This window comes from Pseudocitrobacter vendiensis (assembly GCF_943590815.1).
Taxonomy (GTDB): Bacteria; Pseudomonadota; Gammaproteobacteria; order Enterobacterales; family Enterobacteriaceae; genus Pseudocitrobacter; species Pseudocitrobacter vendiensis.
This window is the reverse complement of sequence record NZ_CALSBS010000021.1, coordinates 39272-66061: the sequence shown is the minus strand read 5'-3', so window position 1 is coordinate 66061 and position 26790 is coordinate 39272. Positions and strand designations below refer to the sequence as shown.

Here is a 26790-nt window from a genome sequence, read left to right as displayed (position 1 = left end):
TTTTAGTAGTCACCTTAAAATTATCACATCCACACTTAGGCCACTCTGATGTGCTATCTCAAAAAAAATCAAGAAGGTACTCATGTTTCTTGAATCATTTATTTCAAAAATAAAAAACAAGTTGTGGACTCATTTTTTGCCAGCTTTCATCTTAAAGAGCGAAGCCAGCAATGAGACATACAACTACTATGGCGTTTACTTTTCAGATGTAAACCAAGAAAAGTATGTGCTATCTAAAGTGATTGGAAAGAATGTCATTCTTGAAAAGTGGAATGAAGAAATAAAGTCCTATTCTGCGAGAGAGTCTTTTTCTATCCCTGAACTTGAAATGATGAATACCGAGATAATCCATTGGGTTAAAAATGGCCCTTTAAGATTTGACTCCATATTGAGTTTTTCAATAAATCATTTCACTAGAATTGCCTATATTAAAGGAAGTGTATCCAGAGCTAAGAACAGAATATCATTAAAACTTCATAATAATGATGAAATGATAGGGTTAGATCGTGTTAATTTATTGCATATGTTAATCAATGAATATGTTCATCAATCACCAGATAAGACACACACAGGTGTTACATTTGATGAAATCATTGATATGATTTACGGTCATTTTTGGCATAACCATATAAAAAATGAAGACTTCAGAAGGAAAACATTGTTGCTTTTGCAATCATTCATTATTACTGGTGATGCCAAATACGAGGACGGACGATACTATGTCCAGGGGCAAGCCATTGCTACTATCCTGTCCTGGCAGTTTGAAGAGAAAAAAGAAAAACGACAGATAAGGTCTCAAAAAAACATCAGTCGCTTAATGTTAATAATCACAGCATCAACTCTAATAATAACATTATCAATTCTGGCCCAGGCAGGAATTGTTAACCCCCATAGCCTATGGGGACACATTAAGGGATTAGGACCTTTCCGTATGTTATTCAAGCTAATATGATAAATGTTAACGTTAGGAGTAAAAATAGCTATTAAGGTAAAGCTTTCGCTTTAGATCTTTTTGGGAAGCTAAAGTTTGAGCCAGGGTGTCTTGATGTTCTTGAACAACGGAGTTGATATCACATCCTCAATAAAGGCAAAGACTTAATCGTTTCTGGCTTAACAGACATCTTTGAGTCCATTATAGACTGACGACCGCCTAGGAAGTCGATCTAGCCCTATGGTTGTAACAACTTCGACTTTTTCTAAAACGTGTGCGTCCGCTTCTGGCACAAAGCAGACGCCATTCTTATGCGAATGCTTTTCCCTTGTTTTGCCAACAATCAAATCGCTTGCTCCGCAACTATGCTTTTTTATTAGGATTTTCGTCACTAAATAAATTATAATAAATTGATTTTATGAGATATTTGTCATGGGCTATATGATCAGCACGATTTGTATGCTCTAAAGTTTCAGATGCCAGGGTATGTGCGGCTTCAGCAAACATTCTTGGCCAACCCTTACTCAGCATAGACAGCCCTTTAAGGACTCTTATCTGAATCTCCCTCATACTGGCACCGTCGCGTGCGACAGGTGAGAAAAAGTCTTCCAGTAGATCGTTATTTTGAAGTGGTGCAACATGTACTGAAGGATATTTCACTTCTATTTCCTCAGATTTATTCTGCGCGTAAGCAGAAAGTATGCGAACACCTCTGCCAATGACATCGATGGCGGTTCCAGGATCGTTCACTGCGGGGGAAAGGGCCCGGCAAGCTATTTCGGCCATGACGCTAAGACAAAATCGGGGATCCTGAGCGAATGAACGTACATCCGAGACAATAATTGTCTCAAGTAAATCGGTGCTGATAGATGATTCCTGGTCTTGACTCAGGTAGAAAACTGGCATGGACGGATGTATGAAACTGCCCGGCTGCGCCACGAGGTATACATGACGGGGATCATTGGTCAGCAGCTTGCTGAGTTTCACCATATCAATATATTCAACATAGCCAATCTTCTCCGGATGTATTGCAACCGTTCCTTTCGGTTGTTTATTATTCTCAAGCCATGGATATCCACCAAGACAAGGATTTCTTGCTCTCGCAATAAATGTTTCGATGGCCACCTGTTCTACTTTTGCCGTTGTCTCACCAACCCTCCCCAGAGATGTCAAATGCTGTATCCAGCGAAGCAATGTGATAAGGATTAAGGCAATGACAACCAGTGTGACAATGAATAAAATGACTCTCCCCCTTTCTCCATAAGCTCCCATATTGAGGGCAATAATCCCTACCAGACTGAAGAGAAAAGAACCGATAAAGGTGGCTAGTACATTTTGTGTGGTTACGTCTTCAACAACTAAACGCGTAGCTCTGGGCGTCACATTAGTAGTGGCAGAACCGTAAGCTGTGACCATGATACTCAGCGAAAATGTAGTCACTGCGAGCATACTCGATGCCAGTATGTTCAGAATGTTATCGACTGCTTCCGCACCAACCTTCACCGAAACTGACTCAGGTATCATCGATTTAAAAAGAATAGATAAAAGGGCCGTTATTATCGCGACAATTGCGAATAATGTTGCCCTGAACCATATTTTTTTAAATGTCTGTTTCAGAATCCATTGCCAGCGTGAAATCATTCTGCATATCCTTGTATTGAGTTCGGGTAAAATAAATGCCGCCCTGCAGGACGGCATTTTTGTATTAACGAACGAGGTGCAGGAAGTGCAGGTGTTTTTCATACTGGTCGAGTATGTCATTAATCAGCTGTTCCTGATTCCAGCCCATCACATCATAGTTTTGACCGCCTTCTTTCAAATAGACCTCAGCGCGATAATATCGATGTTGCTCAGCCTGCTGCTCGTCATTGTCCATCGCAGCCATGGCGAAAGCCGGTGAGTTATAGCCACGAAGTCTCACTTCATAAATAAAGTTCAGCTCATTGCCCAAATCGACTTCAAGCCGAATACGATCGTCATCAGCATCACTTATATGGCTTATCGTCCCCTGTTTGTTAAGTTCTTCCTGAACCAGCGTCATGGCGGGCTGGATAACGTCGCCCATAAAGCGTTTCACAAGAGAGCGCTTTGGCAGATAAGCGATATTGCGCAACCGTCTCTGCCATGGAATCGGGTTACGCGCCGCAGTCGGAGCAATTGTCGCCATGCTCAGGCTTTCACGCTTGGTCAAATCCCGACGCAGGGCTTTTAATAATCCGTATATGGATATCAGTAAGATCACTGAGAAGGGCAATGCACTCGCTATTGTCACCGTTTGCAGCGCACTTAGTCCGCCCGCAATGAGAAGCGCAATTGCAACAACTCCCATGAGCGCGGCCCAGAATATTCGCTGCCAAAGGGGGGTGTTTGCCACTCCACCTGATGCCAGAGTATCCACAACCATTGCCCCCGAGTCAGCTGATGTTACAAAGAAGACGATGACCATCGCCATTGCAATGAATGACAGCACGGAAGAGAACGGGAAATGCTCCAGGAAATTAAACAGAGCCAGCGCGACATCCTGCTGTACAGTATTGGCGAGGTCTGTAGCCCCCTGGTTCATAATGAGATAGATAGCGCTGTTACCAAACACCGTCATCCACATGAGCGTGAAGCCGGCGGGAACAAACAGCACGCCGGTGACAAACTCGCGAATGGTTCGTCCGCGGGAGACCCGGGCGATGAACATTCCCACAAACGGCGACCATGAAAGCCACCATCCCCAGTACAGTAATGTCCAGCCCCCCAGCCAGTTGCTCGACTTAGGCTCATACGCGTAAAGGTTGAACGTTTTACTCACCAGTTCCGAAAGATAACCGCCCGTATTTTCCACAAATGACTTCAGCAGAAGCACGGTTGGCCCCAGACACAGGACCAGCGCCAGGAGCAACAACGCCAGACCCAGATTGAGCTCAGACAGGATACGTATTCCCTTGTCCAGGCCGGACACCACTGAAATCGTCGCTAACCCCGTGATGACCACGATCAGAATGACCTGCACCGTTTCATTGATGGGCACCCCGAAAAGATGGTTCAAACCGGCATTCACCTGCAAAACACCGTAACCCAGCGATGTCGCAACGCCAAAGACCGTGCCTATAACAGCGAAAATATCAACCGCATGGCCTACAGGCCCATATATGCGATCGCCAATAATGGGATAGAGTGCGGAGCGCAGCGTTAAAGGCAAACCATGACGGTAACTAAAGAACGCCAGAATCAGCGCGACAATGGCATAAATTGCCCATGCGTGCAGTCCCCAGTGGAAGAAGGTCAGACGCATTGCTTCCTTGGCCGCCGCAACAGTTTCTGGAGTGCCGACAGGTGGCGAAAGATAATGCATTACAGGTTCGGCAACGCCAAAGAACATCAGGCCGATACCCATCCCCGCTGAAAAAAGCATCGCAAACCAGGAGTGGTAGCTGAAATCAGGCTGCGCATGGTCTGGACCCAGCTTTATATCACCGTAGCGTGAGAGTCCCAGGAACGTGACACTCAGTAAAATCAGGGCCACAGCAAGGATGTAAAACCAACTGGCGTTCGTGAATATTTGTTGCTGAAGTAGTTTAAAATTTTTGTCGGCGACATCCGGGAATACGGCGGCAAAGGCGACAAGAAGGAAAATTAGCAAAGCAGATGTATAGAATACCGCTTTGTTAATATGGCTTGTTGACTTCTTTGGGATTGTATCATTTTCACTCATAATCATTTATTCCATTAATTAAATCCGCACTGGATAGAAGGTACCACCTCTCACAGAATAGCAAAGTTCAACTGGCTATGTTGCGTTAACTGAGCACATGGTGCGATGAGTGCCTATACAAATCATCCTATAATCAAAGGAGTCCTTTGTTATTCAGCCTGCCACTTCCTGAGCATTTAAATTGCGTATTCTGTACCAGAGATGGGATATACGTTAAGTGAAGTATATTAGGCACGAATTAACAGCTTCTGCTTTTGGCACAAAGCAGATGTTAACACCCTTCGCCATGTTACGACCTGCTTGTTATCTGACCAAAAGACCCACTTCGGCGGGTTTCTTTGTATAGGGTTATTCGCAATTCGTGCCCTTAAAACATTGCAAAATCCAAATGAGAGGTTTATAAAGTAACTGTATATTCATACAGTAAATCAATAAGGAGGGAATCATGAGAGTTGAGTTAACCATTGATCGCACTAAAAAACTTCCTGATGGCGCGGTGCCAGCCTTGGAGGCCGAACTACTTAGTCGACTGAGCAAACAGTACAATGATTGCAAGCTAACTATTAAACGAGCAAGTAGTGATGGCCTGTCGGTATTCGGTGGTGAAAAGAAGGAAGTCGAACGCATCCTGCAGGAGACATGGGAAAGCGCCGACGAGTGGTTTTATTGATTGCTTAAAAGCTATTGTGGTGCAGTTTTAAAGAGTGTCGCATCCTGCGTTTCCCTAGCTGCTCCAGTAAATAATAACAGCGTCAATGAGTCGCTCTGGGGGAGAATGTGAGTATTACTGAATCAGAAGACCAGTGGTATGACGTGGTCAGAAGAGTTGATAAGACAGTCGTTTATAGCTTCCCTTCAAATGGAAGATATTTGGTTTACCGCGCAAATGGTTTAGTTTCTTTGCGCCCACTTCTCGATGATGAGGAGATTTTTACCCTGAATGGGTTTATGCAATTTGCTACACGTCTCGGCTACCGAGTTATACCACCATCTGATATGATTACTTCATAGGCCTGAACAACCTATACCCCTGATGCGCCACGGAGAAGACCATGGCGCACGAACTACAACTCATTAAGCACCACACAGGAATACTGATCCCGGCTACGCCAGAGACCAGCGATATCCTGCAATCAAAAATCAAGCTCGGCGACGTTCTGGTGGCTGAGTTCAAAAAAGTGCGCAATCCGGCGTTCCATCGTCGTTTCTTCGCGCTTCTCAATCTGGGTTTCGATTACTGGGAACCTACCGGCGGCACAATCTCCAGCAACGAACGCAAACTCGTTACCGGCTATGCCAAATATCTGGCGGCTTATGGTGGCAACGGCGGCGCTCTTCTGGATGCTGCTGAACAGTATCTGGAGCAGGTCGCCAACCGCCGCGTTACCAATGGCATTAGTCTGTGCAAGTCCTTCGACGCATACCGTGCATGGGTAATCGTCGAGGCCGGGCATTACGACGCCATTCAGTTGCCGGACGGCACACTCCGTAAACATCCCCGCAGTATCTCTTTCGCAAATATGGACGAATTCGAGTTTCAGCAGCTGTACAAAGCCGCGCTCGATGTTTTGTGGCGCTGGATATTGTCACGCTCATTTCGCTCGCAGCAAGAGGCCGAGAACGCCGCCGCGCAGCTGCTTGGCTTCGCGGGGTAATCAGATGAAATATAGCTGGTTCCAGCATGACAATTGCACCACCGAGCAGGCCGAAGAGCTGGTGGATAAATATCGGGCGCGCGGTGTAAAGACAGAGCGCAGCCTGAATCCCGATTTTACAACGTGGACCATCAGCGCCTACCTGCCAACATCCCTGAAACCTCCACGCGTAGATAAGCGCTGGCGCAACCGGGTGTGGGGGTGAGCATGGCTAACTTACGCAAAGAAGCGCGTGGACGTGAATGCCAGGTGCGTATTCCCGGAGTATGCAATGGCAACCCTGAAACATCGGTGCTGGCGCATATTCGACTGTCTGGTCTGTGCGGCACGGGCATCAAACCGCCTGACCTTATCGCTGCTATCGCGTGTTCTGCTTGTCACGATGAAATCGACCGCCGCACCCATCATGTGGATGCGAATTATGCAAAGGAGTGCGCGCTGGAAGGCATGGCCCGCACGCAGGTTATCTGGCTGAAAGCGGGGCTGATTAAATCATGAACGAATATCGAATTACTCTCCCGTGGCCACCGAGCAACAACCGCTACTACCGGCATAACCGCGGGCGCACGCACATCAGCGCAGAAGGGCAGGCGTTCCTTGACAGCGTCGCCAGAATTATCAAAGACGCGATGCTGGATATCGGCCTGGCAACACCCGTGAAAATCCGCATCGAATGCCATATGCCGGACCGCCGCCGCCGGGATCTGGATAACCTGCAAAAAGCCGTTTTCGACGCGCTGACGAAATCCGGTTTCTGGCTCGACGACCAGCAGGTTGATTACTACAGCGTGAAGAGAATGCCGGTCGTTAAAGGCGGAAAACTTGAATTAACAATCACTGAAATGGAGGGCGCGTGAAAAAGGAAACAATTACAGCACTCAAAACTCGCTGGCAGCGACTGCGCCTCTACCGCTTCCCCGGCTCTGTTCTGACTGATTATCGCATCATCCGTAACGCCGCTCGTTTAATTCAGAAAGCAGGAGCAACGCAATGAACCTTGAATCAATAGCAAAATACTTTGCTCCCAAGTCTCCGATGTTCAGTGACTCATCGCGGGCGACGGCAACCGATAACCTGACCGGAACAGATGTGATGGCCGCGCTGGGGCTGGTAAACGCCCAGTGTGGATTTGGCTTCGATCTCTACCTGGCAAAAATTGGCATTAGCAGCCCGGACCGGGCGCTGGAGGCGCTTTATGATTCAGCCGTTGAAATCTCCCGACGTTTTAAATCAGTTACTGAACTCGATGAAACAGTTCGCCGGCGCGTTCTTGAAATTATGTGCGCTTTTGCGTATCAGGATTATACGCGCAGTGCGGCAAGTGTCCGGCAATGCGATTGCTGCGCTGGTAGCGGCTTCACCGAAGCAGATGTCTTCACAAATAAGGTTCAGTATCCCGACGGCAAGCCACCGGCATGGGCGAAGATTACGAAAGGCGTCTGCCCGTCGTATTGGGAAGAATGGAAGTCGGTTCGCGAGACTGCGAAGATTCTATGCTCTGCCTGTAACGGAAAGGGTGTTATCAGCAATGCGTGCCGGTGCCACGGGAAGGGAAAAGTTCTCGATAAGAAAGAAACGGATCGCCAGGGCGTGCCAGTCATGAAGGAGTGCGGTAAATGTTCAGGCCGTGGTTATGCCAGGCTCCCGGCAGAGAACGTGCGTAAGGCGTTGTGTGGTGATGTTATCGATATTGCTGAGACGACATGGCGGCGTTCTTTCAAGCCGTTGTACGAGCTTCTGATAACTGAATGCCATCAGCAAGAGGAAAGAGCTAATGCCGCACTTCGTAGAGTTACCAGTTCGTGAATTTTAGAAGGAGATGGCGCTGTGATGAATAACAATGTTGACTGTTTGGCGAAAATGGACTAAATTCACTCCAATGATGGGAGATTTACATCCTTTCATCAATCAAACGCTTGAGCCTCGCAGAAATGCGAGGTTTTTTTATGTCTGTCGTATCTAGAGCTTGCTGGCTCTGGCAACCAGAGTTATCTGTATGTCACGCAACTTAATAAGGTAAAAAGACATGCTAAAACAGCAAGATATGACAGAAACGGCAAAGGCTGTTTTTAAAGAACTGAGTGACAAACCCGCCACTGCCGGGGAAATTGCACAAAATACCCATCTAAGCCGCGAACGTTGCCAGCTCATTCTCACGCAGTTGGTGTTGGCGGGGTTATCAGATTACCAGTTCGGATGTTATAAGCGCCTCCAGTGATGGGGGCTTTTTGCTGTGAAAATGGGCGGCTGGTGGGTGTTGTAGCACCCGGCCAGCCATTGCTCATGCTTTCAGGTCACAAGCTAACCAAAGGCCCACCGCTTTAGCGCTAAAGCAAAGTGAGCCTATCAGAGTTACGCTTACTGATCTATGAAAAACACTGTAAAAATAAACAGTGTTGATTTAATCAACGCTGATAGCCTGCATTACATCGCCACCCTCCCGGATAACTCCATTGACCTGATAGTGACCGATCCGCCGTACTTCAAAGTGAAGCCAAACGGATGGGATAACCAGTGGAAAGGGGACGAGGACTACTTGCGCTGGCTCGATAGCTGCCTGGTTGAGTATGCCCGAGTCCTTAAACCCGCTGGCAGCATTTACCTTTTTTGTGGACACCGGCTTGCCTCCGATATTGAGATCATGATGAGGGGGCGCTTCAATGTCCTGAACCACATCATCTGGGCAAAACCTTCGGGCCGTTGGAATGGATGCAACAAAGAAAGCCTGCGCGCATATTTCCCGGCAACGGAACGGATACTGTTTGGTGAACATTATCTGGGGCCATATACCGGAAAAGAGGACGCCTACGAAACAAAAAGCACCGAACTAAAGCAGCACATCATGACGCCGCTAATCGACTATTTCCGCAATGCACGTGAATCACTGGGCGTTAGTTCGAAAGAAATAGCCCAGGCCACCGGAAAGAAAAACATGGCGTCTCATTGGTTCGGGGCTAGCCAGTGGCAGTTGCCGAACGAAGTTGATTACCAAAAGCTGCAGGCGTTGTTCACGCGGATTGCTATTCAAAAGCATCAGCAGCAAAAATTAGAGCATCCTCATCATCAGTTGGTCGCCACCTACCAGTCATTGAATCGTAAATATTCGGAATTGCTGGAAGAATATAAAACGCTTCGCCGCTGCTTCTCTGTTTCTGCCGCCGTTCCGTATACCGACGTATGGACTCACAAGCCGGTGCAGTTTTACCCGGGCAAACATCCATGCGAAAAGCCAGCCGACATGCTGAAGCAAATTATCAGCGCCAGCAGCAGGCCGGGCGATATTGTTGCTGATTTCTTTATGGGCTCAGGTTCGTCGGTGAAAGCCGCTATAGAGCTAGGGCGTCGCGCGATCGGCGTTGAGCTTGAAACAGAGCGATTTACACAGACGGTCAATGAAATTCAGCAGCTCAACAGAACATAACGGACACCTGGCGTTTAGCTGCTGTGGTGTCTTTCAAATTCAGGCTCCGGTAACCCTCACCGATGAGCTTCATCGTTAAATTCACACCGAGAGCCTGAAACTCACAGCCGCAGAAGCGGCATTTCTTCCCCTCATCTTTGAGAGGAGTTACATCGATAAGAGGGGGCTAAATGTCCGCAGAACCGATATCTGCAACAATCACTGCTGGCGTCGCAGCGGGAACTACAGGTGTCACTTTCGCTACTTTATTTCCGGAGGCAACGCCCGCGGTAATGATCTGTTCTCTTGCCGGAGCCGCACTCTATATCCTCAGTTCCGAGGACCACAGAATCTGGAAGCAACTTCTGTTTGCGCTGATTTCATTCATTGGTGGAATTTATTGCGCTGGTACTGCATCCGAGATTATTGCTGCGCTTATCAATGCAGGCCTGAACAAACTCAGCCCGCCGGTAACTATTCAGGTGTCTCCTGCAATTGGCGCGCTGGCAGCCTCCACGGTTTCCGTCACCATTCTGCTGCGCGTTCTCGCCCGGTCAAAGACGGGGAGTTTGCCCGGACTGAAGGAGGAAAAATGACGTGGCTATTGCAGAACCTGACCTGGTTCCTGCTTCAACTTAACGCGGTCGCTTGCATCATGATTTCGCTGCGACTGATGTTTTTCCGTAAACGTAGTATGCGCCGCCGGCGTTTAATGGAATTGCTGGCCTACGGGCTAATACTCGCTCCGGCATATACAGCTTTTCGTATCTGGCATGGCGACTATGCCCAATTAGATTACGGAGAGCTGATTATCAACGTCGTCCTGTGCATCGCTATATGGCGAGCTCGCGGCAATATTTCTCGGATTGCTGGAGAGACTACAGCTTGAAACAATCACAATTTCAACAGGCGGCTGGTATTAGCGCCGGACTGGCTGCGCGCTGGTTTCCGCATATTGATGCGGAGATGAAAAAATTCGGCATTAACGCGCCTCTGGATCAGGCGATGTTCATCGCTCAGATGGGGCACGAAAGTACCGGATTCACCCGGGTGGTGGAAAACCTCAACTATGCCGCTGAAAACCTTGTTCCCTTCTTTGGTATGCATCGTATCACTGCGCAGCAGGCTGCAGCCCTCGGCAGAACGGCGACGCACCCGGCAAACCAGCAGGCTATCGCAAATCTCGTCTACGGCGGTGAGTGGGGCAAAAAGAACCTCGGCAATCAGGTAGCAGGCGATGGCTGGAAATATCGCGGTCGCGGGCTGAAGCAGGTTACCGGCCTGAGTAATTACCGAAGTTGCGGACAGGCATTGAAGCTGGATCTTGTTACACATCCTGAGCTGCTGGAACAGGATGAATACGCTGCGCGTTCCGCCGCATGGTTTTACGTCTCCCGCGGCTGCTTGCTTTATTCCGGTGACGTTGAACGCGTCACGTTGATCATCAACGGCGGGCGGAATGGGCTGGATAAGCGCCGTGCGCTGTTTAATCAGGCTAAATCTGTGCTGGTGTGAGACGTTTATGGGCGTAATCGAATTAATCATTGGCGCGGTTTGCGCGGTGCTGGCTGCCGCAGTTGGTGGCTTTGGTATTGGGCATATTCGCGGAACCAGCAAAGCCGAAGCGAAGGCAGACCAGCAGCGCACCGAAGAGAACGCAGCGGCAACCGTTGCGGTAGCAGAACGTAAAGCTGAAGTCACTAAAGAGGCCAGTAATGTTCAGCAGACTGTTAATCACATGCCTAATGACGATGTTGATCGCGAGCTGCGCGAAAACTTCACCCGCCCCGGTCGTGGTTGATACGGGCTGTTTGTGGACACGGATTATCTATCTGACCAACAACGATATCGACGTGCTGGATAAGCAGACGAAGCGCGACATCCTGGCGCATAACAAAGCGTGGCAGGCGAACTGCCAGAAGGAGAAAGCCGATTTGAAGTAGCAAAGCGGTTAGACCGCAGTCGAAAGGCAATGTAGCAGTTATGATGCTGCCCCGAGTCGCGTAATGGCGAGCCTGTGCAGTGATGGGTAAGGGTCATAGATCAAAATAAGCTCCGGTAAAGCAGCGTGAACGCCAGACACGCACCGGTTATCAGCGGCAATGATGCGCCAGCACCTCAAGGGCATGAGCGTGGCCACTACGGTTAGTGGCAGCCATTACAAAGCTCATCTGCTGGTGGGCTTGAAAATGGTTACCCCCGCAAGAGGATAAGGGAAGACTAATACCCCGTATGGGATAAGTGAGTGATTGAGTACAAAAAAAGCCCCACAGAGGGTGGGGCGAGAACGTCTATGCTTACGTTGTTATTGTCAAAAAATCCTTCCATCCTGGAGGAGACTTTTTGGCTTTGGACACCATAGCATTGTTATGGTAGTTAGCCATACGTAATGCATCGATAGGAAAGAGTTTTACGCTTGATATAAAATTATTGACTATTACACAATTTAAAATGAAATATCATGATTGATTTTTATACAGATACATGGCCAGTCTTGTGCATACTGTTATTAGGGCTGGCGATGATTACTTACGGGAATGGTTATAAAAAAACTATGTGGATGGTTATATTCTCCGCAATAGTGGTTTTTGTAACAGGTTACGCAATAACGTAAAGAGTTCATGCTAGACATAGCCTCGCAATCGCGGGGCTTTTTTATGCGCATCGCACGCGCACATCGTAGAAAGTCTTTCAGTTGTGAGCCTGGACAAACCGTTAACTTTCGGCGGCTTTGCCGTGCGACAGGCTCACGTCTAAAAGGAAATACAATGTCCAATACCTATCAAATTTGTGAGGTAACAGTAACGCTTCCTTCTTTAGGAACCATCACTACTGACATCTCCGGTAACCAGATTAAGCATGGCGACAAATGCCGTGTGTACCTTTATGCGGTTCAGCCTGATTGGCGTTCTGGCGGAACCTTTGAGGGGTTTACTGTTGGGTGGTTAACGTATGAGGGGTATAGCGAATCGCCCTTAAATCGGAGCCAAAAAATCATTATGCCAGATGGCTACAAATTGATTGCTCTGCGCGTTGATGAGTGTGGAATCCCGACGTCGTGGGACAGTCTGCCAGTACATTTCTCCGGCGGTTACATCAGTAAGGGGCTCGCTGATTTATCTCCATTTGCCATGAATGACGGACAGGTATTTATCAAGGATGCTTTTATTGATAAGTCCATAGCATCTGCGGACTACAGCATGAAGGTGGGCGTGAAGCGTAATGGCGAGAAGTATGTTGCTGGTATGCCTTTAAGCGTTGAAAAACATTCAACTGAGCGCGAAAAGGTTCAAGCGGTCGTTTCCAAATATCTCAAGGGTGAAGCTACTGAATACACTGATGAGCTGGTGGATGAATTAATGAGCCTATGTCGTTCAGCTATCAGCATAGAGCATGAAGTTAAGCCATCCTCTGTAGAGTTCAATGCAGACGTAATCGCAAAAACGATCAAGGACGAGATAGCTCGACAGTTGCGTCCTGGCGGGCTTATCTGGCGTCAGATTGGCAACCAATACGGTATCTGAAAATGACCTTCATTCTTATTTTCTCATTGTATGCGTCAGCATGGGCTGATAACGATTTTGCAAGTATTCGCTCTCAGGAGTTTTCGTCGTTTGAAACGTGCGAAGCTGCAAAAGCTGAATTTCTCAAGAATTTTGAAACTGCTCGATCCACAAACACCCAGGCTATCTGTGTGAAAAAATAAAAGGCGGCCACAATGGCAAAACCGGACTGGGGCGAGCTTCAGAAGCGGTTCCTGTCCGAGCATGCCAAATCAGGCGTATCACCGAAAGACTGGTGTGAAGCGCAGGGACTGAACTACGCCACCGCCCGCCGATATATCAAAAAACCAACTGCGCAAAGTGCGCAAAAATCTGCGCAGAAGAAAGTGCGCACTGCGCAAGTTGAAAAGAGCGCCGAAGAGCTGGTGGACAGTAAGCTGAGTCCAAAGATAAAGCTCTTCATCGCTGAATATCTGAAAGACCAGAATGCGACTGCCGCCGCAGAGCGTGCAGGATATAGCGATTCGAATTATGGTCGTCAGCTCATAGCGAATCCTAACGTTGCGCAGGCTATTGCGCAGCAGCAGAAAGCCTCCATTGCACGCACGCTGGCAGATGCCGATGAAGTGCTGGCGCAGATGTGGCAGCTCGCCACCTTCGATGCAAACCAACTCTCACAATACCGCCGGGGCGCTTGTCGTTACTGCTGGGGCTTCGGTCATCATTACCAGTGGCGCGATGCGGTCGAGTTCGATGAGGAAACGGCAAAGGTTGAGGGGCGAGAAGGGGCCAAACAACCCGAAGACACTGGCGGCTATGGCTACGATCACAACAGGGAGCCAAATCCAGAATGCCCTCGCTGCAATGGCGATGGGATAGGTCGTCCTCACTTTCCTGATTCACGATTCCTTCCTCCGACTGCCGCGCTGGCATATTCCGGCGTGAAGGTGGGTAAGAACGGCGTGGAAATCACTTCAATCAGCAGAGAGAAGATGTTCGAGGCGGTAATGAAGCGGCTTGGCCTGGCTGATAGTGAGTTCGCGCAGCGTCTGCAGCAGATTGAAATTGACCGCCGCCGGCTGGAGGTTGAGAAACTCCGTAAAGAGCTGGCCGGTGATGGCGAGGATGACGAACCAACGCCAGTTGCAATCAATATCAACGTAGTAGACGCGAGGGCGGACGATGGGGATCAGCCCGACACTTAACATCCCGCAGGCGCGCTTCCTCGCGATGCAGCACAAGTTCAAAGCCTATGTTGCCGGGTTCGGTTCCGGTAAGACGTGGGTAGGTTGTGGCGGTATCTGTAAAGGGATGTGGGAGCACCCGAAAATAAATCAGGGGTACTTTGCGCCGACGTATCCGCAGATTCGCGACATCTTCTATCCGACGATTGAAGAGGTGGCCTTCGACTGGGGCCTGAGCGTCAAAATCAACGAGGGGAACAAAGAGGTTCACTTCTACGAGGGGCGACGTTACCGCGGGACAACCATCTGCCGCTCGATGGAGAAGCCCGGCTCTATAGTCGGGTTCAAAATTGGCAATGCAATGGTCGATGAGCTTGATGTGATGGCGGCAGCCAAAGCGCAGCAGGCATGGCGAAAAATCATCGCCCGTATGCGTTACAAGGTTGACGGGCTGCGTAACGGTATCGATGTCACCACGACGCCGGAAGGCTTCAAGTTCGTTTATCAGCAGTTTGTGAAGGCTGTGCGTGAAAAGCCTGAACTGGCGACGCTGTACGGTTTAATTCAGGCCAGTACGTTTGACAACGCGAAGAACCTGCCTGCCGATTACATTCCCTCGCTTCTGAGTTCTTACCCTGATGAACTGATTCAGGCATATCTGCGCGGGAAGTTCACCAACCTTAACAGCGGCACGATTTATCACACCTTCAACCGCAAGCTGAATAACTGTACTGACGAGATTCAGGACAATGACGCCCTGTTTATAGGCATGGACTTTAACGTGGGGAAAATGGCCGCGATTGTTCACGTAAAACGTAATGGCTTGCCGCGTGCTGTTCGCGAACTGGTCAAGGTTTACGACACTCCGGCGATGATTAAGCGAATTCAGGAGGAGTTCTGGCGCTATGAAGATGGTCGCTATGTGAAAAACCGTGAGATTTACATCTATCCAGATGCTTCCGGCGATTCACGTAAATCCCAGAACGCCAGCAAGACCGATATCGCGCAACTGAGCGATGCCGGATTCAGCGTTATTGTTGATGACGCTAACCCGCCAGTTAAAGACCGTATCAACTCGATGAACGCTATGTTCTGCAACGCCAACGGCGAGCGCCGCTATCTGGTGAACGTGCAGAACTGCCCGGTTTATACAGAAAGCCTCGAACAACAAATCTGGGCGGCCAACGGCGAACCGGATAAATCAGCGGACAACGATCACCCCAATGATGCTGGTGGGTACTTCATCGTGAAGGATTACCCCATCGTGAAGCCGGCATACTCAATCACCATGGATACCACTTTCTGATATGGCAAACGACGACATCACCTGGGTTCGACCAGAACACCGGGCGGCTTCTGCTGCCTGGAAGAAATACCGGGATTTCTGCAAAGGAGTGGAGGCCGTGAAGGCTGCGGGTAATAAATACCTGCCTTTACTCGACCCTACCGATAAATCCACACGCAACCGCAAACGCAATGAGGACTATCTAAGCCGCGCAATTTTCTACGCCATTGCCGGTAATACGAAGATTGGCATGCTTGGCATGGCGTATCGAAAAGACCCCACGTTCAATGGACCGGAGAAGCTGAAATACCTGTTAGATAATGCAGACGGAGCCGGTACCAGTATCTATCAGCAGTCGCAGCTTGTGGCAGAGAACGTGTTGGAGGTTGCGCGAGAAGGCATTTATGTCGATTACGCTGAAGTGACCAGCGAAGCGATCATCCTCCGCTATCCGGCAGAGAATGTCATCAACTGGCGAACAAAGCGCATTAACGGACGCGATCAACTGGTGCTGGTGGTGCTGCGCGAATGTGTGGAAGAGCCGGACGGTTATGCTTACAAGGACGAGATTCAGTATCGTGAGCTGGCGCTGGAGGACGGTAAATTTGTTTGCCGTGTATGGCGCCGTTCAGGAGGAACGGAAAGCGGAACCTATACCGTCGATAGCGAATACCATCCTAAGCCAAAAGGAATGGATTACTGGGACGAAATCCCGTTCACGTTTGTAGGCGCCCAAAACAACGATCCGACAATTGATGATTCACCACTGGCTGCGCTGGTGGAAATTAACCATGGGCATTACCGCAACAGCGCAGATTATGAAGATAGCGTCTGGTTCTGCGGACAGGTCCAGCCCTACATAACCGGTCTTGATACCAACTGGCGCGATCACCTCGAAAAGAAAGGCGTCAAAATCGGTTCCCGCTCACCACTTCTATTGCCTAAAGAGGGCTCTTTTGGCTATGCCCAGGCGCAGCCGAACATGCTGGCTAAAGAGGCAATGGACAGTAAGCGCGACTACATGGTGCAGCTTGGCGCGCGGCTGATTGAGCAGAACGCCACGGCGAAAACGGCGACGCAGGCCAGCGGTGAGCAGAGCGCATCAACGTCAGTACTGGGTATCTGCGTTTCCAACGTTTCCGAGGCTTACACGCTGGCACTGGGCTGGTGCGCAAAGTACCTGGGGATTAAAGGCGATGAACCTGCCTACACCATCAACCAGGAATTCATCGCTAAAGTTGCCGAATCTGGCATGGTAACCGCTATTGTGAACGCCTGGCAGTCCGGCGCGCTGCGCGATAGTGACTTGATTCGGGCGCTGCAGAAGCTCGACCTCATCGACCCGGCAGACAGACCGGATGATGTGATTGATGAGCTTCGCAATCAGGCTCCCACGCTGACCGGGGGCTGATATGGCAACCGTAAACGAAAGCCTGCGGGACGAGGCCATTGCGCATTCCGTCTGGATTAGCCGTTATGCGACGGGCGTGGCTAACCGGATGGTTAAGCTGCTGAACGAAACAGACGCTGACCTGTCGGCGCGTCTGCTGGATGCGCTGGACAAGTTGCCGCCTGAAAGCTTCACCGTTACGCGTCTTGAAAGTCTGCTGGGCAGCGTGCGCGAGCTTAACCAGCAGGCCGTTGCATCGATGCACACTGGTTTACAGGATGAGCTGCTGACGCTGGCAAAGAACGAGGCCAGTTATCAGATGAGCCTGTTCGACTCCCTTCTGCCATCACAGGTTCTTTCCCGCTATCCGATGCAGGGAATTACCGCCGATATGGTTTACGCCGCCGCGATGTCTCAGCCCTTTCAGGGGCGACTGCTGAGTGAGTGGGCGAGTAATCTGGAGTCGGACAGGCTGGCGCGCATCACGAACGCCATACGCCGCGGATATCTGGCCGGCGATACGGTGGAAGCCATCGCGCGCAATGTGCGAGGGCACGCCAACAAAGATTACCGTGACGGCGCGCTGCAAATGAGCAGGGCCAACGCGGCGAGCATTGCAAAGACGGCTGTGAATCATCTGGCCGCTACCGCGCGGAACAGCTTCACTGCCTCCAACAGCGATATTGTGAAGGGTAAACAGTGGCTGTCTACGCTGGACAACAAAACCAGCCACGACTGCATTATCCGCGACCTGCTGCGCTACACGCTGGAGAACAAGCCGATAGGGCACAAGGTGCCGTATTTGCAGGGCCCCGGAAAAATTCATTTCTGCTGTCGCTCAACCGAAACGCTGATTTTGAAGTCGTGGCGGGAACTGGGCATCGATATTGATGAGATGGACGAAGGCACGCGCGCCAGCATGGACGGACAGGTTCCGGCGAAGACAACGTATCTCGAATGGCTGAGGCGCCAGTCGCCGCAGCGTCAGGATCAGGTTCTGGGCTCTGAGCGTGGCCGGATGTTCCGCGCAGGGGAAATCGACCTGGGGGAAATGTTCACGGATAAAGGCGAGTGGCTCTCACTCGAGGAACTCAGACAGCTATCAGCGACTGACAGCTAATATTCATCACCTGATTCACGCCCTGGCAACCGCCGGGGCTTTTTTATGGGCGAGGCCCGACAAAATCCCGAGGGGAAATTATGTTAATTCGACAAATGCTTCTGAAATATTACGCGCCTGAAGGCAATGGCGAAGGTGCTGGTGGCGGTGGTGATATTGAAATCACCCCTGAAATCCAGAAGCTGATTGATGAGCGCGTGAACAGCGAAGTCACGGGCCTGAAAACGAAAAATAGCGAACTGCTGGGCACCATTAAACAGCAGAAAGAAAACCTTTCCCGCTATGACGGTATCGACCCGGACGCTGTTCGCGGCATTCTCCAGCGTTTTTCTGACGACGAAGAGGTAAAGCTTATCGCAGCCGGAAAAATTGACGAGGTGCTGGATAAGCGCACCGAGCGCATGCGTGCTGATGTCGATAAGCAAATCAAAGCAGCAAATGAACGCGCGGATAAAGCCGAAGCGTTCTCCAATAAATTCCGGGATCGCGTCCTGGGTGATGCAATCCGAGCAGCCGCCGCGAAGACGGGCGCGCTGCCGGAAGCATCTGACGATCTGATTTTACGTGCCAAAGGCACATTCCAGCTCAACGACGAAGGCGAGGCCGTAGCAGTTGATGCAAATGGCGATGTTCTGTTCGGCAAAGATGGCAAAACCCCACTTAGCCCCCTCGAATGGGCGGAGTCTCTTAAGGAGACGGCTCCGCACCTGTTCCCGCGCGCCGAAGGTACTGGCGCTGGTGGACATAAGCCGGGTGGCGGTGGCGGCAACCTGAAACGTTCCGAAATGAGCGCCAGCGATAAAGCGGATTACCTCCGCAAACACGGCCAGAAGGCCTTCCTCAAACTTCCGAAATAAGGGATTTAAACCATGGCTACGACTGTTAATACCGACCTGGTTATTTATGACGACCTGGCGCAGACCTCGTTCCTCGAGCGTCGTCAGGACAATCTGGATGTGTTCAACGCTTCCTCCAATGGTGCGATTCTGCTGGATAACGAACTGATTGAGGGCGACTTCCGTAAGCGCGCCTTCTACAAAGTCGGCGGCTCCATCGAATCGCGTGATGTGAACTCTGTCGATAAAGTTACAGGGAAAAAAATCGGTGCCGGTGAAGCGGTATCCGTTAAAGCGCCGTGGAAATACGGTCCGTATGAAACCACGGAAGAGGCCTTCAAACGTCGTGGTCGCTCCGTTGATGAATTCTCCGAAGTGATCGGCGTTGATGTGGCAGATGCCACCCTGGAAGGCTACGTGAAATATGGCCTGAAAGCGCTGACTGCGGCGATTGGTGCTAATGCCGACATGGTGGTAACCGCCGACATTGAGACCGACGGTAAAAAGACGCTGACGCGTGGCCTGCGCAAATACGGCGACAAGTTTAACCGCGTGGTTCTGTTCGTGATGCACTCCGCGACCTACTTCGACATTGTGGATGAGGCGATTGCCAACAAAATCTACGAAGAAGCGGGCGTGGTGGTTTACGGCGGGCAGCCGGGCACGCTGGGTAAACCAGTGCTGGTGACCGATACCATGGATGCTGATGCCATCCTTGGGCTGGTGGCCGGTGCTGTAACCGTCACTGAGTCTCAGGCTCCGGGCTTCCGTTCCTACGATATCAACGACCAGGAAAACCTTGCGGTTGGCTATCGCGCTGAAGGCGTGGTGAACGTTGATTTGCTGGGTTATAGCTGGGATACCGCCAAAGGTGATAACCCTGACCTGACCGCGATCGGCACTGCGGGCAACTGGAAGAAGCACTTCACCAGTAACAAATCCACGGCTGGCGTGCTGATCAAACTGGAATCTGCGGTGGGGGAGTAACGCTGTCAGCGGATAAAACGTCCGCAACTGCTGACAGCACTGACGCGGTAACGGTGTCCCTGAAGTACACGCTGAACGGTTCCGGTGTATCCGGTAAAACTGTCGCGTGGACCTCCACAGGCGGCACGCTCAGCACGGCCAGTTCTCAAACCGGCTCTGCTGGTGGTGCAACGGTGAAACTCACATCAGACGCGGCTGGCACCTTCACGGTAACCGGTACGGTTGATGGTGTGGCTAAAACCACTGAAGACATCACCTTCACAGCGCCTTCCGGTGATTAACGCATGGGGCGAAAGCCCCATAACTGGATGACTCGATGATCAATACCGATATCACTTCCCCGGATGCCAACAGCTATGCCACTGAAGCCGATTTAACCGCATTCGGCGCGCTACGCGGCATAACGTTGCCGGACAGCCTTATACCGCTGCTGATTAAAGCGATGGACTACCTGGAAGGGCTGGACTGGATTGGTTCAAAAACTGACCCAAGCCAGCCGCTGGCATGGCCACGCGTAAATGTCATTCTGGACGATCATGATTTTCCGCCGGATGAAGTCCCGCGGCAGGTGATTACCGCGCAGTGCATGCTGGCAGTAGAGGCAATCGACGGCGATTTACTTTCCAGCGTGCGCGAGGCTGCGGTGAAAACTGAGCGTGTGGAAGGCGCTGTCACTATGACCTATGCGGTCGCAGATGGCGAAGTCTTCACCCCGTCTTATCCTGCTGTCATGGCGCTGCTGGGCGACCTCGCTGGTGGTCGTGGCTACGCCATCAATGCATTTGCTGAGAGGGCATGATATGCCGGACCTGAAAGTTATTAACCTGACGAGCAGAAAAGATGCCGGTCTGGAACATAACCGAGCCGAGGTTATAAGGCTTCTGGAAGAGGCACTTCATGCTGCTCGCGAAGGCAACTATCGCAGCATGGCGATTTTGCTCATTGAAGATGGTGGTGCGGTTATGGATGCCTGGCATAGCGGTGGTTTGCCGTACGTTATGGTGGGCGCTATCGAATCACTCAAATCTGACTTTATAAATCTGCAAATCGAGAGGCGCTGACAAATGCCTATTGATTACCAACGTATGCAGGCCAGAACAACCCGCATGCTCAGGCAGAACGGAGCATCATACAACGTCACCCGCAAGGGCTCAGTAACGGTTGTCGGCGGCGTTGAGCATAAAACTGATGCGGTACAGTTCTTCGCAGTGGGCGTGAAGACCGAATACGCGCCGGGCGAAATTGATGGAACGGTCATCGTTAACGGCGACGTACGGATCGTTTTTACGGCAGAGCAGGAAATTAAAATCGGCGATGTTGTCGATATTGACGGCACCGCATACCGTGTTGTCAAACCGAACCCGGCAAAACCTGCTGCTCTGGTGCTCTGCTACAAAGCGCAACTGAGGGCATAACATGGGCGAGAACGCCGCTTTCGTGGCTGAAATCACGGCTTTCGTGAATAAGGCCAAAGCCAATCAGGAAGCAGTGGTGCGTGCTGTCGGCATTAAAATACTTAACCAACTGGTGATGATGTCGCCTGTAGGCAATCCGGAGTTGTGGGAAGTTAACCAGACAGCCGTTTCCTATAATCGTGCTGTTTACGACCATAACGAGGCGCAACGCGCGAACCCTGACAACCTCACCAAAACCGGGCGACTGAAGAAAAAGGCCCGGCTGGTGGATGGTATGGATATCTCTGCGCCACCAGGTTACACCGGCGGGCGTTTTCGCGGTAACTGGCAGGTATCGTTTGATGCACCGACAACAGACGAAACCGGGCGAATTGATAAGACCGGCGACCTGACAAAAGCAGCTGGCAACTATACGCTGTCACTGTTCAAGGTCGGCATGAAATCCATCTACTTCTGCAACAACGTCCCGTATGCATACCCGCTTGAAATGGGGCACTCCACGCAGGCACCCGGTGGGATGGTGCGGATCACCGCAGCAGAATTCCAGCGTTTCTTTGAAGAAGCTGTCAGGGAGGTGCCGAAGTGATTCCTGATATTGCGTCGGCAATGGCCGCCAGGCTGGGAAACTGGGCAGATGCATCGAACATCACCGTCGCGTGGGAAAATATCGAATTCACGCCGCCAGCTACCGGAATTTATCTTGCGGTTCACGATATGCCAGCAACGCCCCGGACACTTGATCTTGGCCTGAATTGCCGGGTTTATTCCGGTGTGTACCAGATTAATGTTGTGACCCCCGCCGGAACCGGGCGAACGGATGCTGTAGCGCTGGCGCGTCAGGTTGCAGCGCTATTTCCTGAAGGGCAGGAGATAGCGGGCGATGGCTTTACCTGTTGGCTCACCAGCGCGCCCGCAATCTTTCGCGGCATCCCGACCGATGTTTCCTACTCCATCCCCGTCAGCCTGAACTACCGGGCTGACATCATTAACTGACCCCAGTCAAAACCACCGGCCATCGTGCCGGTTTTCTTATTTCACAGGAGTAACCATTATGGGCTTCGCACTGCCTAACGGCGCACACGTCTATCTGGCGTCGGGCTATGGCTCCGCCATCCCCTTCACTGGCGCAACGAATGCAGAGCACGCGGTGATCACCGTCAGCGCGGCGGACGAAATCGCAGTTGGTGATATTGTTCACGTGAGCTGCGACTGGACGGGTATAGATAACGTCATCGCGAAAATCGATGCGATTGCGCAGAACGCTGTCACCCTTCGCAACATCAATACCACGAACAAAAACAAATACGCCGCGGGCGGCGGTTCTGGCTCTATTCGCAAGATTGAGGAGTGGACCGAGCTTCCGCAAATCACAGAGGTATCGAAATCCGGTGGTGACCAGAACACCACGCAGATTCAGTTTCTCAGCGACGATCGGCAGCGCAACCTGAATACCTACAAATCTGCGGTCTCCCAGACCTACTCTATCGCGCATGATTCCACGCTTCCGGTCTATCCGCTGCTGCGCCAGCTGGACGAAGACGAAGAGACCGTGGCGGCTTATATGTACGTGCCGAAAGCGAAAGAAAATCGCTACTGGGCGGCTACGGCGTCGTTTGACGACACGCCGACCACGGCGGTGAACGAAGTCGAAACAGTAAGCGTTGTGCTGAACCTGCAATCGCCAGCTATGACCTTCTACAAGGTCACTGATGCCGCGGCGTAAGCCGGGGATAACAATAATCCAGGCCTCCCATGTGGAGGCTTATTCGCTAAGAGGCAATGATGGCGACTAAATTCACTCTCCAGCCCAAACCGATTTTCAAGGCCAACGTCACTATCCCGCGCGCCGGTGATGAAGATGGCGTGTTGACCTTTACGTTCAACCATAAGCCCCTAAAGGAACTGGCAGACCTGGAAAAACTTGAAGGTAAAACCGCGACCGATTTCCTGCTGGAAATTATCGCCGGCTGGGCTCTGCCAGATAAATTTAACGCCGATAACCTGGCTGAACTCATCGAAAACTACCCGGCGGCTATGAAGTCCATCACCGAGACCTACTATCGCGAACTGCTGGGCCAGCGTGAAAAAAACTGATAGCGGTTGCCTCGGCGTTTTATACGCCTGAACCCACGGCGGAAGACATGGCGCCCTATGGACTCACGCCGGATGACTACGACGATAAAATTGTGGATGTCTGGCCCGATGTCTGGCCTGCGTTCCGTGTCTTTCAGGCAGTCAGCACGCAGTGGCGTACAGGCATGGGGGGCGCAACCGGGATTGATTACAACGTCCTGCCCTGGGTAATGCGACTCCATACCGTCGACGACGAGGCAACCGCACTTTCCGATCTCCAGATAATGGAGCGAACCGCGCTTAAAATAATGCATAAAGAGAGGACCGGATGAGTAACGACATCGCCACTATTTCTCTGCGAGTGAATACCGGCGAACTGGAGCGCGGTAACCAGGAACTGGACCGTTTCCAGCGTACTGCTACCGGGGCGGCAGAGAAAGCGGACGATTTAAACAGTACGTTCCGAACCGGTATCGACAACCAGAAGAAAAATACCGAGAGCCTGAAGCAGCAGCGCCAGGAGCTTCAGACTCTGCTCAACAAGATCAGCCCGGTTAACAAAGCGCTGGATGAACTCGATACCATTCAGGAGAGCCTGTCTAAGTTTCGTGGTAAAGGGCTGGTGGATGATGAAGACTTTACGCGTTACAACAGCGTGCTGGAGACAACCCGCGCTAAATTAGCCCAGGTTATGGAGTCAGAAACAGCAGAAGGCCGGGCCCGTCTTGAACAGGCGCAGGCAGCACAGCGCGCTGCGGCTTCGGCGAAAACATTCATTTCTTCACTGGAGGACCAAACCGCGGCGATTGGTAAAACCCGTGCCGAACTGCTTGAATTGAAGGCTGCCCAGCTTGGTGTTTCAGACCAGGCCGCCCCGATGATTGCAAAGCTCAAAGAGCAGGAAAACGCCTGGAAGACAGGTTCTATCAGTGCCGGACAATATCGCAACGCCATGCGTTACCTGCCAATGCAAATGACGGATATTGTGACATCCCTGGCATCGGGCATGCCTGTATACATGGTTGCCATTCAGCAGGGTGGTCAGCTGCGCGACTCGTTCGGTGGTATTGGTAATGCCATGAAAGCGATGCTGTCGATGGTGACGCCTGCGCGCGTTGCGATTGGAGGCCTGGCCGGTGCAGCTCTCCTTGCCGCGAAGGCAGGATCTGATTACTTCACAGCCTATGACGAAATCAATAAAGCTATCATCCGCACCGGGAACATTGCCGGCACGTCAGCGTTACAGATTATGGCTTCGTCCCAGACAATCTCTGATTCAACCGGGGCCACGGTGGGCACTGTCCAGGGGCTTATGACAGAGCTGGTTGGTATCGGCTCAATGACTCAGCAACAGCTTGAGAAAGCCACCAAAGCGACAGTGCTGGCTGTCGAGACCGGCATAGTCTCCGCACAGGACATTACAAAGGCGTATCAGGATATTGAAAAAGATCCGGTAAAGGCGCTTCAGACCCTGAACGAACAGTATAACTTCCTGACGGTGTCGCAGCTTAAGCACATCGATGATCTGGTGAAGCAGAAGGACCAGACGGCAGCGGTCACGCAGGCCATGGATTTGTTTGGCAGCACAATGGCGGAGCGTGGAGAGCAGGCATATGACTCCCTGACGCCGTTTGGGCGTCTTTGGCTTGATATCAAAGGTTGGGCTTCAGATGCAATGCAGAGTATAGGCCAGTGGGTGGCTGAACTTGCATCGAACACCCTGAAAGAATTCAACGCTATTTACTACAGCGTTGCTATGGTCTTTCAGAAACTGAACCAGATCATCTCATCGTCGATTGCCACTGCGATTAACCTGATCCCCGACTGGGCGAAAACGGACACGCTCAAGGGATGGCAGGATTACAACGAACAGATGGCTGGCGCGTATGGCGACAGCGTGGAACAGCTTAAAAAAGACTGGGACGCAGCGGACATCAGCGCATCTAAGTATCTGGACACAACGCGCAAGGTTGGGAGTTCAACGACGCAGAAAGACAGGGCTGAAGTTGCGGCCTTCGGTAAAAAAGGCACAGGTGGAAAACAACCGAAAACTGCTGTCTCAACTGGAGACCGTACAGCCGATTCGGAGCAGGCAGAACTGCTGGCGCTTCAGTCTCAGCTTCGCGCTCTCCAGCAGCATAAAGATTTGAACGATACCATCAGCCAGCAACGGAAGGCGCTATGGACTACAGAGGCGAAGTTCCAGGTGCTGGAGGAGGCATCGAGAACCCGCTCACTGACAAAACAAGAGCAATCATTGCTGGCAAGCAAGGATCAGGTTCTGCAACTGGCTAGGCAGAAAGCACTACTGGGTGACCAGATTACCGCGCAGGAACAACTGAATAAGCGGATGGATACCGCTCAGAAGTATGTTACCCAGATGTCAGAGAAACAGGCTGCGCTTAATAGCGGTGCTGGTATGAGTGATCGACAGGCGCAGCGTGAACTGGCAAAGAGCCAGCTTGCTTCTGGATGGATTAACTCCGGCGGTACGCTTGCCGATGAGGGCTATCAGAAGCAGCTTAAAGCAGCGAATGATTATTATGATGCTGAAGACCGCCTGCGCGGTGACTGGCTTACCGGCGCGCAAAAGGGATGGGCCGAGTTTGAAGACAGTGCGACTGATGTTTATGGCCAGATGCAAAGCTTGTCGACCAATGCGTTTACGGGAATGGCTTCGACGCTCACCGATTATTTTACAACTGGCAAAGCCAGCTTCACTGAATTCCTGACAACGTTCCTGAAGGGCACCGCCCAAATGCTTACACAGTTGGCATTGGTAAACGGAATGAAATCGGCGTTCGGTGGTACGGCGGTCGGGAATTTCTTCGGCATACAGGCATGGTCTGGTGGTTATATTCCTGAATTTGATGTCGGTGGATATACCGGGGACGGCGGCAAATACCAGCCGAAAGGCGTAGTGCATGGTGGCGAATTTGTTTTCACCAAAGAAGCTACCAGCGCGCTGGGGATTGGCAACCTTTACGCTTTAATGCGAGGTGCGCAGGGTTACGCAAACGGCGGATATGTTGGTACCGCGCCAATGTATGGATTGCAATCCGCTGGCGCAGGCAATGTTACTGTTCAAACTTCTGTTATGGTGCATAACCAGAACTCTCAGCAACAATCGACGGCTGGTAGCGATGCGATGTCCAGAGCCTATAAACAAACCATCGACCAATCTGTACGCGAAGGAATTGCAAAGCAATTGAGTCCTGGAGGACTGATCTGGAACGCAACAAAATCACGATGATCTTGCCAGATTGTTTTGTCATCCCTCCATCCCTGATAGGATTGTTCTGAACAAT

The 26790-nt window shown here is 51.1% G+C and carries 35 protein-coding genes; 33 read left to right on the top strand and 2 right to left on the bottom strand.

Annotated elements, in window-relative coordinates; all coding sequences use genetic code 11:
* Window positions 1-82 precede the first annotated feature (82 nt).
* A complete protein-coding gene (locus NMC31_RS18980) occupies window positions 83-952 on the top strand; it encodes a hypothetical protein (protein WP_253898847.1) in 870 nt (289 codons plus the stop codon).
* A gap of 342 nt (window positions 953-1294) precedes the next feature.
* Here the strand turns inward: NMC31_RS18980 and NMC31_RS18975 are convergent, their stop codons facing one another.
* The gene (locus NMC31_RS18975; RefSeq protein ID WP_253898846.1) at window positions 1295-2572 is read right to left on the bottom strand and encodes a DUF2254 domain-containing protein; all 1278 of its coding nucleotides are present in this window, start codon (window positions 2570-2572) and stop codon (window positions 1295-1297) included.
* Window positions 2573-2636: 64 nt separating this feature from the next.
* On the bottom strand, window positions 2637-4634 hold the full coding sequence (locus NMC31_RS18970; RefSeq protein ID WP_253898845.1) for a BCCT family transporter: 1998 nt from the start codon (window positions 4632-4634) through the stop codon (window positions 2637-2639).
* Window positions 4635-5079: 445 nt separating this feature from the next.
* Here NMC31_RS18970 and NMC31_RS18965 point away from each other — a divergent pair, with 445 nt between their 5' ends.
* The 32 genes from NMC31_RS18965 to NMC31_RS18810 all read left to right on the top strand — a co-directional run bounded on the left by NMC31_RS18965 (window position 5080) and on the right by NMC31_RS18810 (window position 26735).
* Window positions 5080-5304, top strand: coding sequence for a DinI family protein (locus NMC31_RS18965; protein WP_253898844.1), 225 nt, complete (start codon window positions 5080-5082; stop codon window positions 5302-5304).
* A 113-nt stretch (window positions 5305-5417) separates the two neighbouring features.
* Window positions 5418-5645 (top strand): hypothetical protein, encoded by a 228-nt coding sequence (locus tag NMC31_RS18960; RefSeq protein WP_436650740.1) that lies wholly within the window; start codon window positions 5418-5420, stop codon window positions 5643-5645.
* Between the two features lie 41 nt (window positions 5646-5686).
* Window positions 5687-6289 (top strand): DUF1367 family protein, encoded by a 603-nt coding sequence (locus NMC31_RS18955; RefSeq protein ID WP_253898842.1) that lies wholly within the window; start codon window positions 5687-5689, stop codon window positions 6287-6289.
* 4 nt (window positions 6290-6293) lie between these two features.
* Window positions 6294-6494 (top strand): hypothetical protein, encoded by a 201-nt coding sequence (locus NMC31_RS18950; RefSeq protein WP_253898841.1) that lies wholly within the window; start codon window positions 6294-6296, stop codon window positions 6492-6494.
* 2 nt (window positions 6495-6496) lie between these two features.
* Window positions 6497-6787 carry a DUF1364 domain-containing protein gene (locus NMC31_RS18945; protein ID WP_253898840.1) on the top strand — a complete coding sequence of 97 codons (291 nt, stop codon included), beginning with the start codon at window positions 6497-6499 and terminating at the stop codon, window positions 6785-6787.
* Complete coding sequence (gene rusA / locus NMC31_RS18940; protein WP_253898839.1) at window positions 6784-7146, top strand: crossover junction endodeoxyribonuclease RusA; 363 nt, start codon at window positions 6784-6786, stop codon at window positions 7144-7146. Before NMC31_RS18945 ends, rusA begins: the two co-directional genes overlap by 4 nt.
* Window positions 7143-7283, top strand: coding sequence for a YlcG family protein (locus NMC31_RS18935; RefSeq protein WP_253898838.1), 141 nt, complete (start codon window positions 7143-7145; stop codon window positions 7281-7283). The genes rusA and NMC31_RS18935 overlap by 4 nt, the downstream gene beginning before the upstream one ends.
* The gene (locus NMC31_RS18930; protein WP_253898837.1) at window positions 7280-8095 is read left to right on the top strand and encodes an antitermination protein; all 816 of its coding nucleotides are present in this window, start codon (window positions 7280-7282) and stop codon (window positions 8093-8095) included. The genes NMC31_RS18935 and NMC31_RS18930 overlap by 4 nt, the downstream gene beginning before the upstream one ends.
* 220 nt (window positions 8096-8315) lie before the next feature.
* Entirely contained in the window at window positions 8316-8507 is a 192-nt protein-coding gene (locus tag NMC31_RS18925; protein WP_253898836.1) for a TrmB family transcriptional regulator, read from the top strand.
* 150 nt (window positions 8508-8657) lie between these two features.
* Window positions 8658-9710, top strand: a complete 1053-nt coding sequence (locus NMC31_RS18920) for a DNA-methyltransferase (RefSeq protein ID WP_253898835.1) — start codon at window positions 8658-8660, stop codon at window positions 9708-9710.
* Window positions 9711-9880: 170 nt separating this feature from the next.
* Window positions 9881-10285 (top strand): putative holin, encoded by a 405-nt coding sequence (locus NMC31_RS18915; protein WP_253898834.1) that lies wholly within the window; start codon window positions 9881-9883, stop codon window positions 10283-10285.
* On the top strand, window positions 10282-10578 hold the full coding sequence (locus tag NMC31_RS18910) for a phage holin family protein (RefSeq protein WP_253898833.1): 297 nt from the start codon (window positions 10282-10284) through the stop codon (window positions 10576-10578). The genes NMC31_RS18915 and NMC31_RS18910 overlap by 4 nt, the downstream gene beginning before the upstream one ends.
* Window positions 10575-11204: a glycoside hydrolase family 19 protein gene (locus tag NMC31_RS18905; protein ID WP_253898832.1), complete on the top strand. Its 630-nt coding sequence runs from the start codon at window positions 10575-10577 to the stop codon at window positions 11202-11204. The genes NMC31_RS18910 and NMC31_RS18905 overlap by 4 nt, the downstream gene beginning before the upstream one ends.
* Before the next feature lie 7 nt (window positions 11205-11211).
* The gene (locus NMC31_RS18900) at window positions 11212-11490 is read left to right on the top strand and encodes a hypothetical protein (RefSeq protein ID WP_253898831.1); all 279 of its coding nucleotides are present in this window, start codon (window positions 11212-11214) and stop codon (window positions 11488-11490) included.
* The gene (locus NMC31_RS18895; protein WP_253898830.1) at window positions 11441-11632 is read left to right on the top strand and encodes a hypothetical protein; all 192 of its coding nucleotides are present in this window, start codon (window positions 11441-11443) and stop codon (window positions 11630-11632) included. The genes NMC31_RS18900 and NMC31_RS18895 overlap by 50 nt, the downstream gene beginning before the upstream one ends.
* 825 nt (window positions 11633-12457) lie before the next feature.
* Complete coding sequence (locus NMC31_RS18890) at window positions 12458-13213, top strand: phage tail tip fiber protein (protein ID WP_253898829.1); 756 nt, start codon at window positions 12458-12460, stop codon at window positions 13211-13213.
* Window positions 13214-13407: 194 nt separating this feature from the next.
* Window positions 13408-14397 (top strand): terminase small subunit, encoded by a 990-nt coding sequence (locus NMC31_RS18885; RefSeq protein ID WP_253898828.1) that lies wholly within the window; start codon window positions 13408-13410, stop codon window positions 14395-14397.
* Window positions 14375-15682, top strand: coding sequence for a terminase large subunit domain-containing protein (locus NMC31_RS18880; protein WP_253898827.1), 1308 nt, complete (start codon window positions 14375-14377; stop codon window positions 15680-15682). The genes NMC31_RS18885 and NMC31_RS18880 overlap by 23 nt, the downstream gene beginning before the upstream one ends.
* Before the next feature lies 1 nt (window position 15683).
* Window positions 15684-17072: a DUF4055 domain-containing protein gene (locus NMC31_RS18875; protein WP_253898826.1), complete on the top strand. Its 1389-nt coding sequence runs from the start codon at window positions 15684-15686 to the stop codon at window positions 17070-17072.
* A gap of 1 nt (window position 17073) precedes the next feature.
* Entirely contained in the window at window positions 17074-18171 is a 1098-nt protein-coding gene (locus NMC31_RS18870; protein WP_253898825.1) for a structural protein, read from the top strand.
* Between the two features lie 80 nt (window positions 18172-18251).
* A complete protein-coding gene (locus NMC31_RS18865) occupies window positions 18252-19028 on the top strand; it encodes a hypothetical protein (protein ID WP_253898824.1) in 777 nt (258 codons plus the stop codon).
* A gap of 12 nt (window positions 19029-19040) precedes the next feature.
* Window positions 19041-19994 (top strand): major capsid protein, encoded by a 954-nt coding sequence (locus tag NMC31_RS18860; protein WP_253898823.1) that lies wholly within the window; start codon window positions 19041-19043, stop codon window positions 19992-19994.
* Window positions 19995-20047: 53 nt separating this feature from the next.
* A complete protein-coding gene (locus NMC31_RS18855; protein WP_041686256.1) occupies window positions 20048-20275 on the top strand; it encodes an Ig-like domain-containing protein in 228 nt (75 codons plus the stop codon).
* Window positions 20276-20310: 35 nt separating this feature from the next.
* The gene (locus NMC31_RS18850) at window positions 20311-20793 is read left to right on the top strand and encodes a DnaT-like ssDNA-binding protein (RefSeq protein ID WP_253898822.1); all 483 of its coding nucleotides are present in this window, start codon (window positions 20311-20313) and stop codon (window positions 20791-20793) included.
* A gap of 1 nt (window position 20794) precedes the next feature.
* Window positions 20795-21055, top strand: a complete 261-nt coding sequence (locus NMC31_RS18845) for a hypothetical protein (RefSeq protein WP_253898821.1) — start codon at window positions 20795-20797, stop codon at window positions 21053-21055.
* A gap of 3 nt (window positions 21056-21058) precedes the next feature.
* Entirely contained in the window at window positions 21059-21409 is a 351-nt protein-coding gene (locus NMC31_RS18840; protein WP_015964688.1) for a hypothetical protein, read from the top strand.
* A 1-nt stretch (window position 21410) separates the two neighbouring features.
* Window positions 21411-21995: a hypothetical protein gene (locus NMC31_RS18835; RefSeq protein ID WP_253898820.1), complete on the top strand. Its 585-nt coding sequence runs from the start codon at window positions 21411-21413 to the stop codon at window positions 21993-21995.
* Window positions 21992-22402: a DUF4128 domain-containing protein gene (locus NMC31_RS18830; protein ID WP_253898819.1), complete on the top strand. Its 411-nt coding sequence runs from the start codon at window positions 21992-21994 to the stop codon at window positions 22400-22402. The genes NMC31_RS18835 and NMC31_RS18830 overlap by 4 nt, the downstream gene beginning before the upstream one ends.
* Before the next feature lie 58 nt (window positions 22403-22460).
* A complete protein-coding gene (locus NMC31_RS18825; RefSeq protein WP_253898818.1) occupies window positions 22461-23132 on the top strand; it encodes a phage tail protein in 672 nt (223 codons plus the stop codon).
* 59 nt (window positions 23133-23191) lie between these two features.
* Entirely contained in the window at window positions 23192-23503 is a 312-nt protein-coding gene (locus NMC31_RS18820; protein ID WP_253898862.1) for a phage tail assembly chaperone, read from the top strand.
* Window positions 23504-23550: 47 nt separating this feature from the next.
* A complete protein-coding gene (locus tag NMC31_RS18815) occupies window positions 23551-23814 on the top strand; it encodes a DUF1799 domain-containing protein (RefSeq protein WP_253898817.1) in 264 nt (87 codons plus the stop codon).
* The gene (locus NMC31_RS18810; protein ID WP_253898816.1) at window positions 23811-26735 is read left to right on the top strand and encodes a phage tail tape measure protein; all 2925 of its coding nucleotides are present in this window, start codon (window positions 23811-23813) and stop codon (window positions 26733-26735) included. Before NMC31_RS18815 ends, NMC31_RS18810 begins: the two co-directional genes overlap by 4 nt.
* Window positions 26736-26790 lie beyond the last annotated feature (55 nt).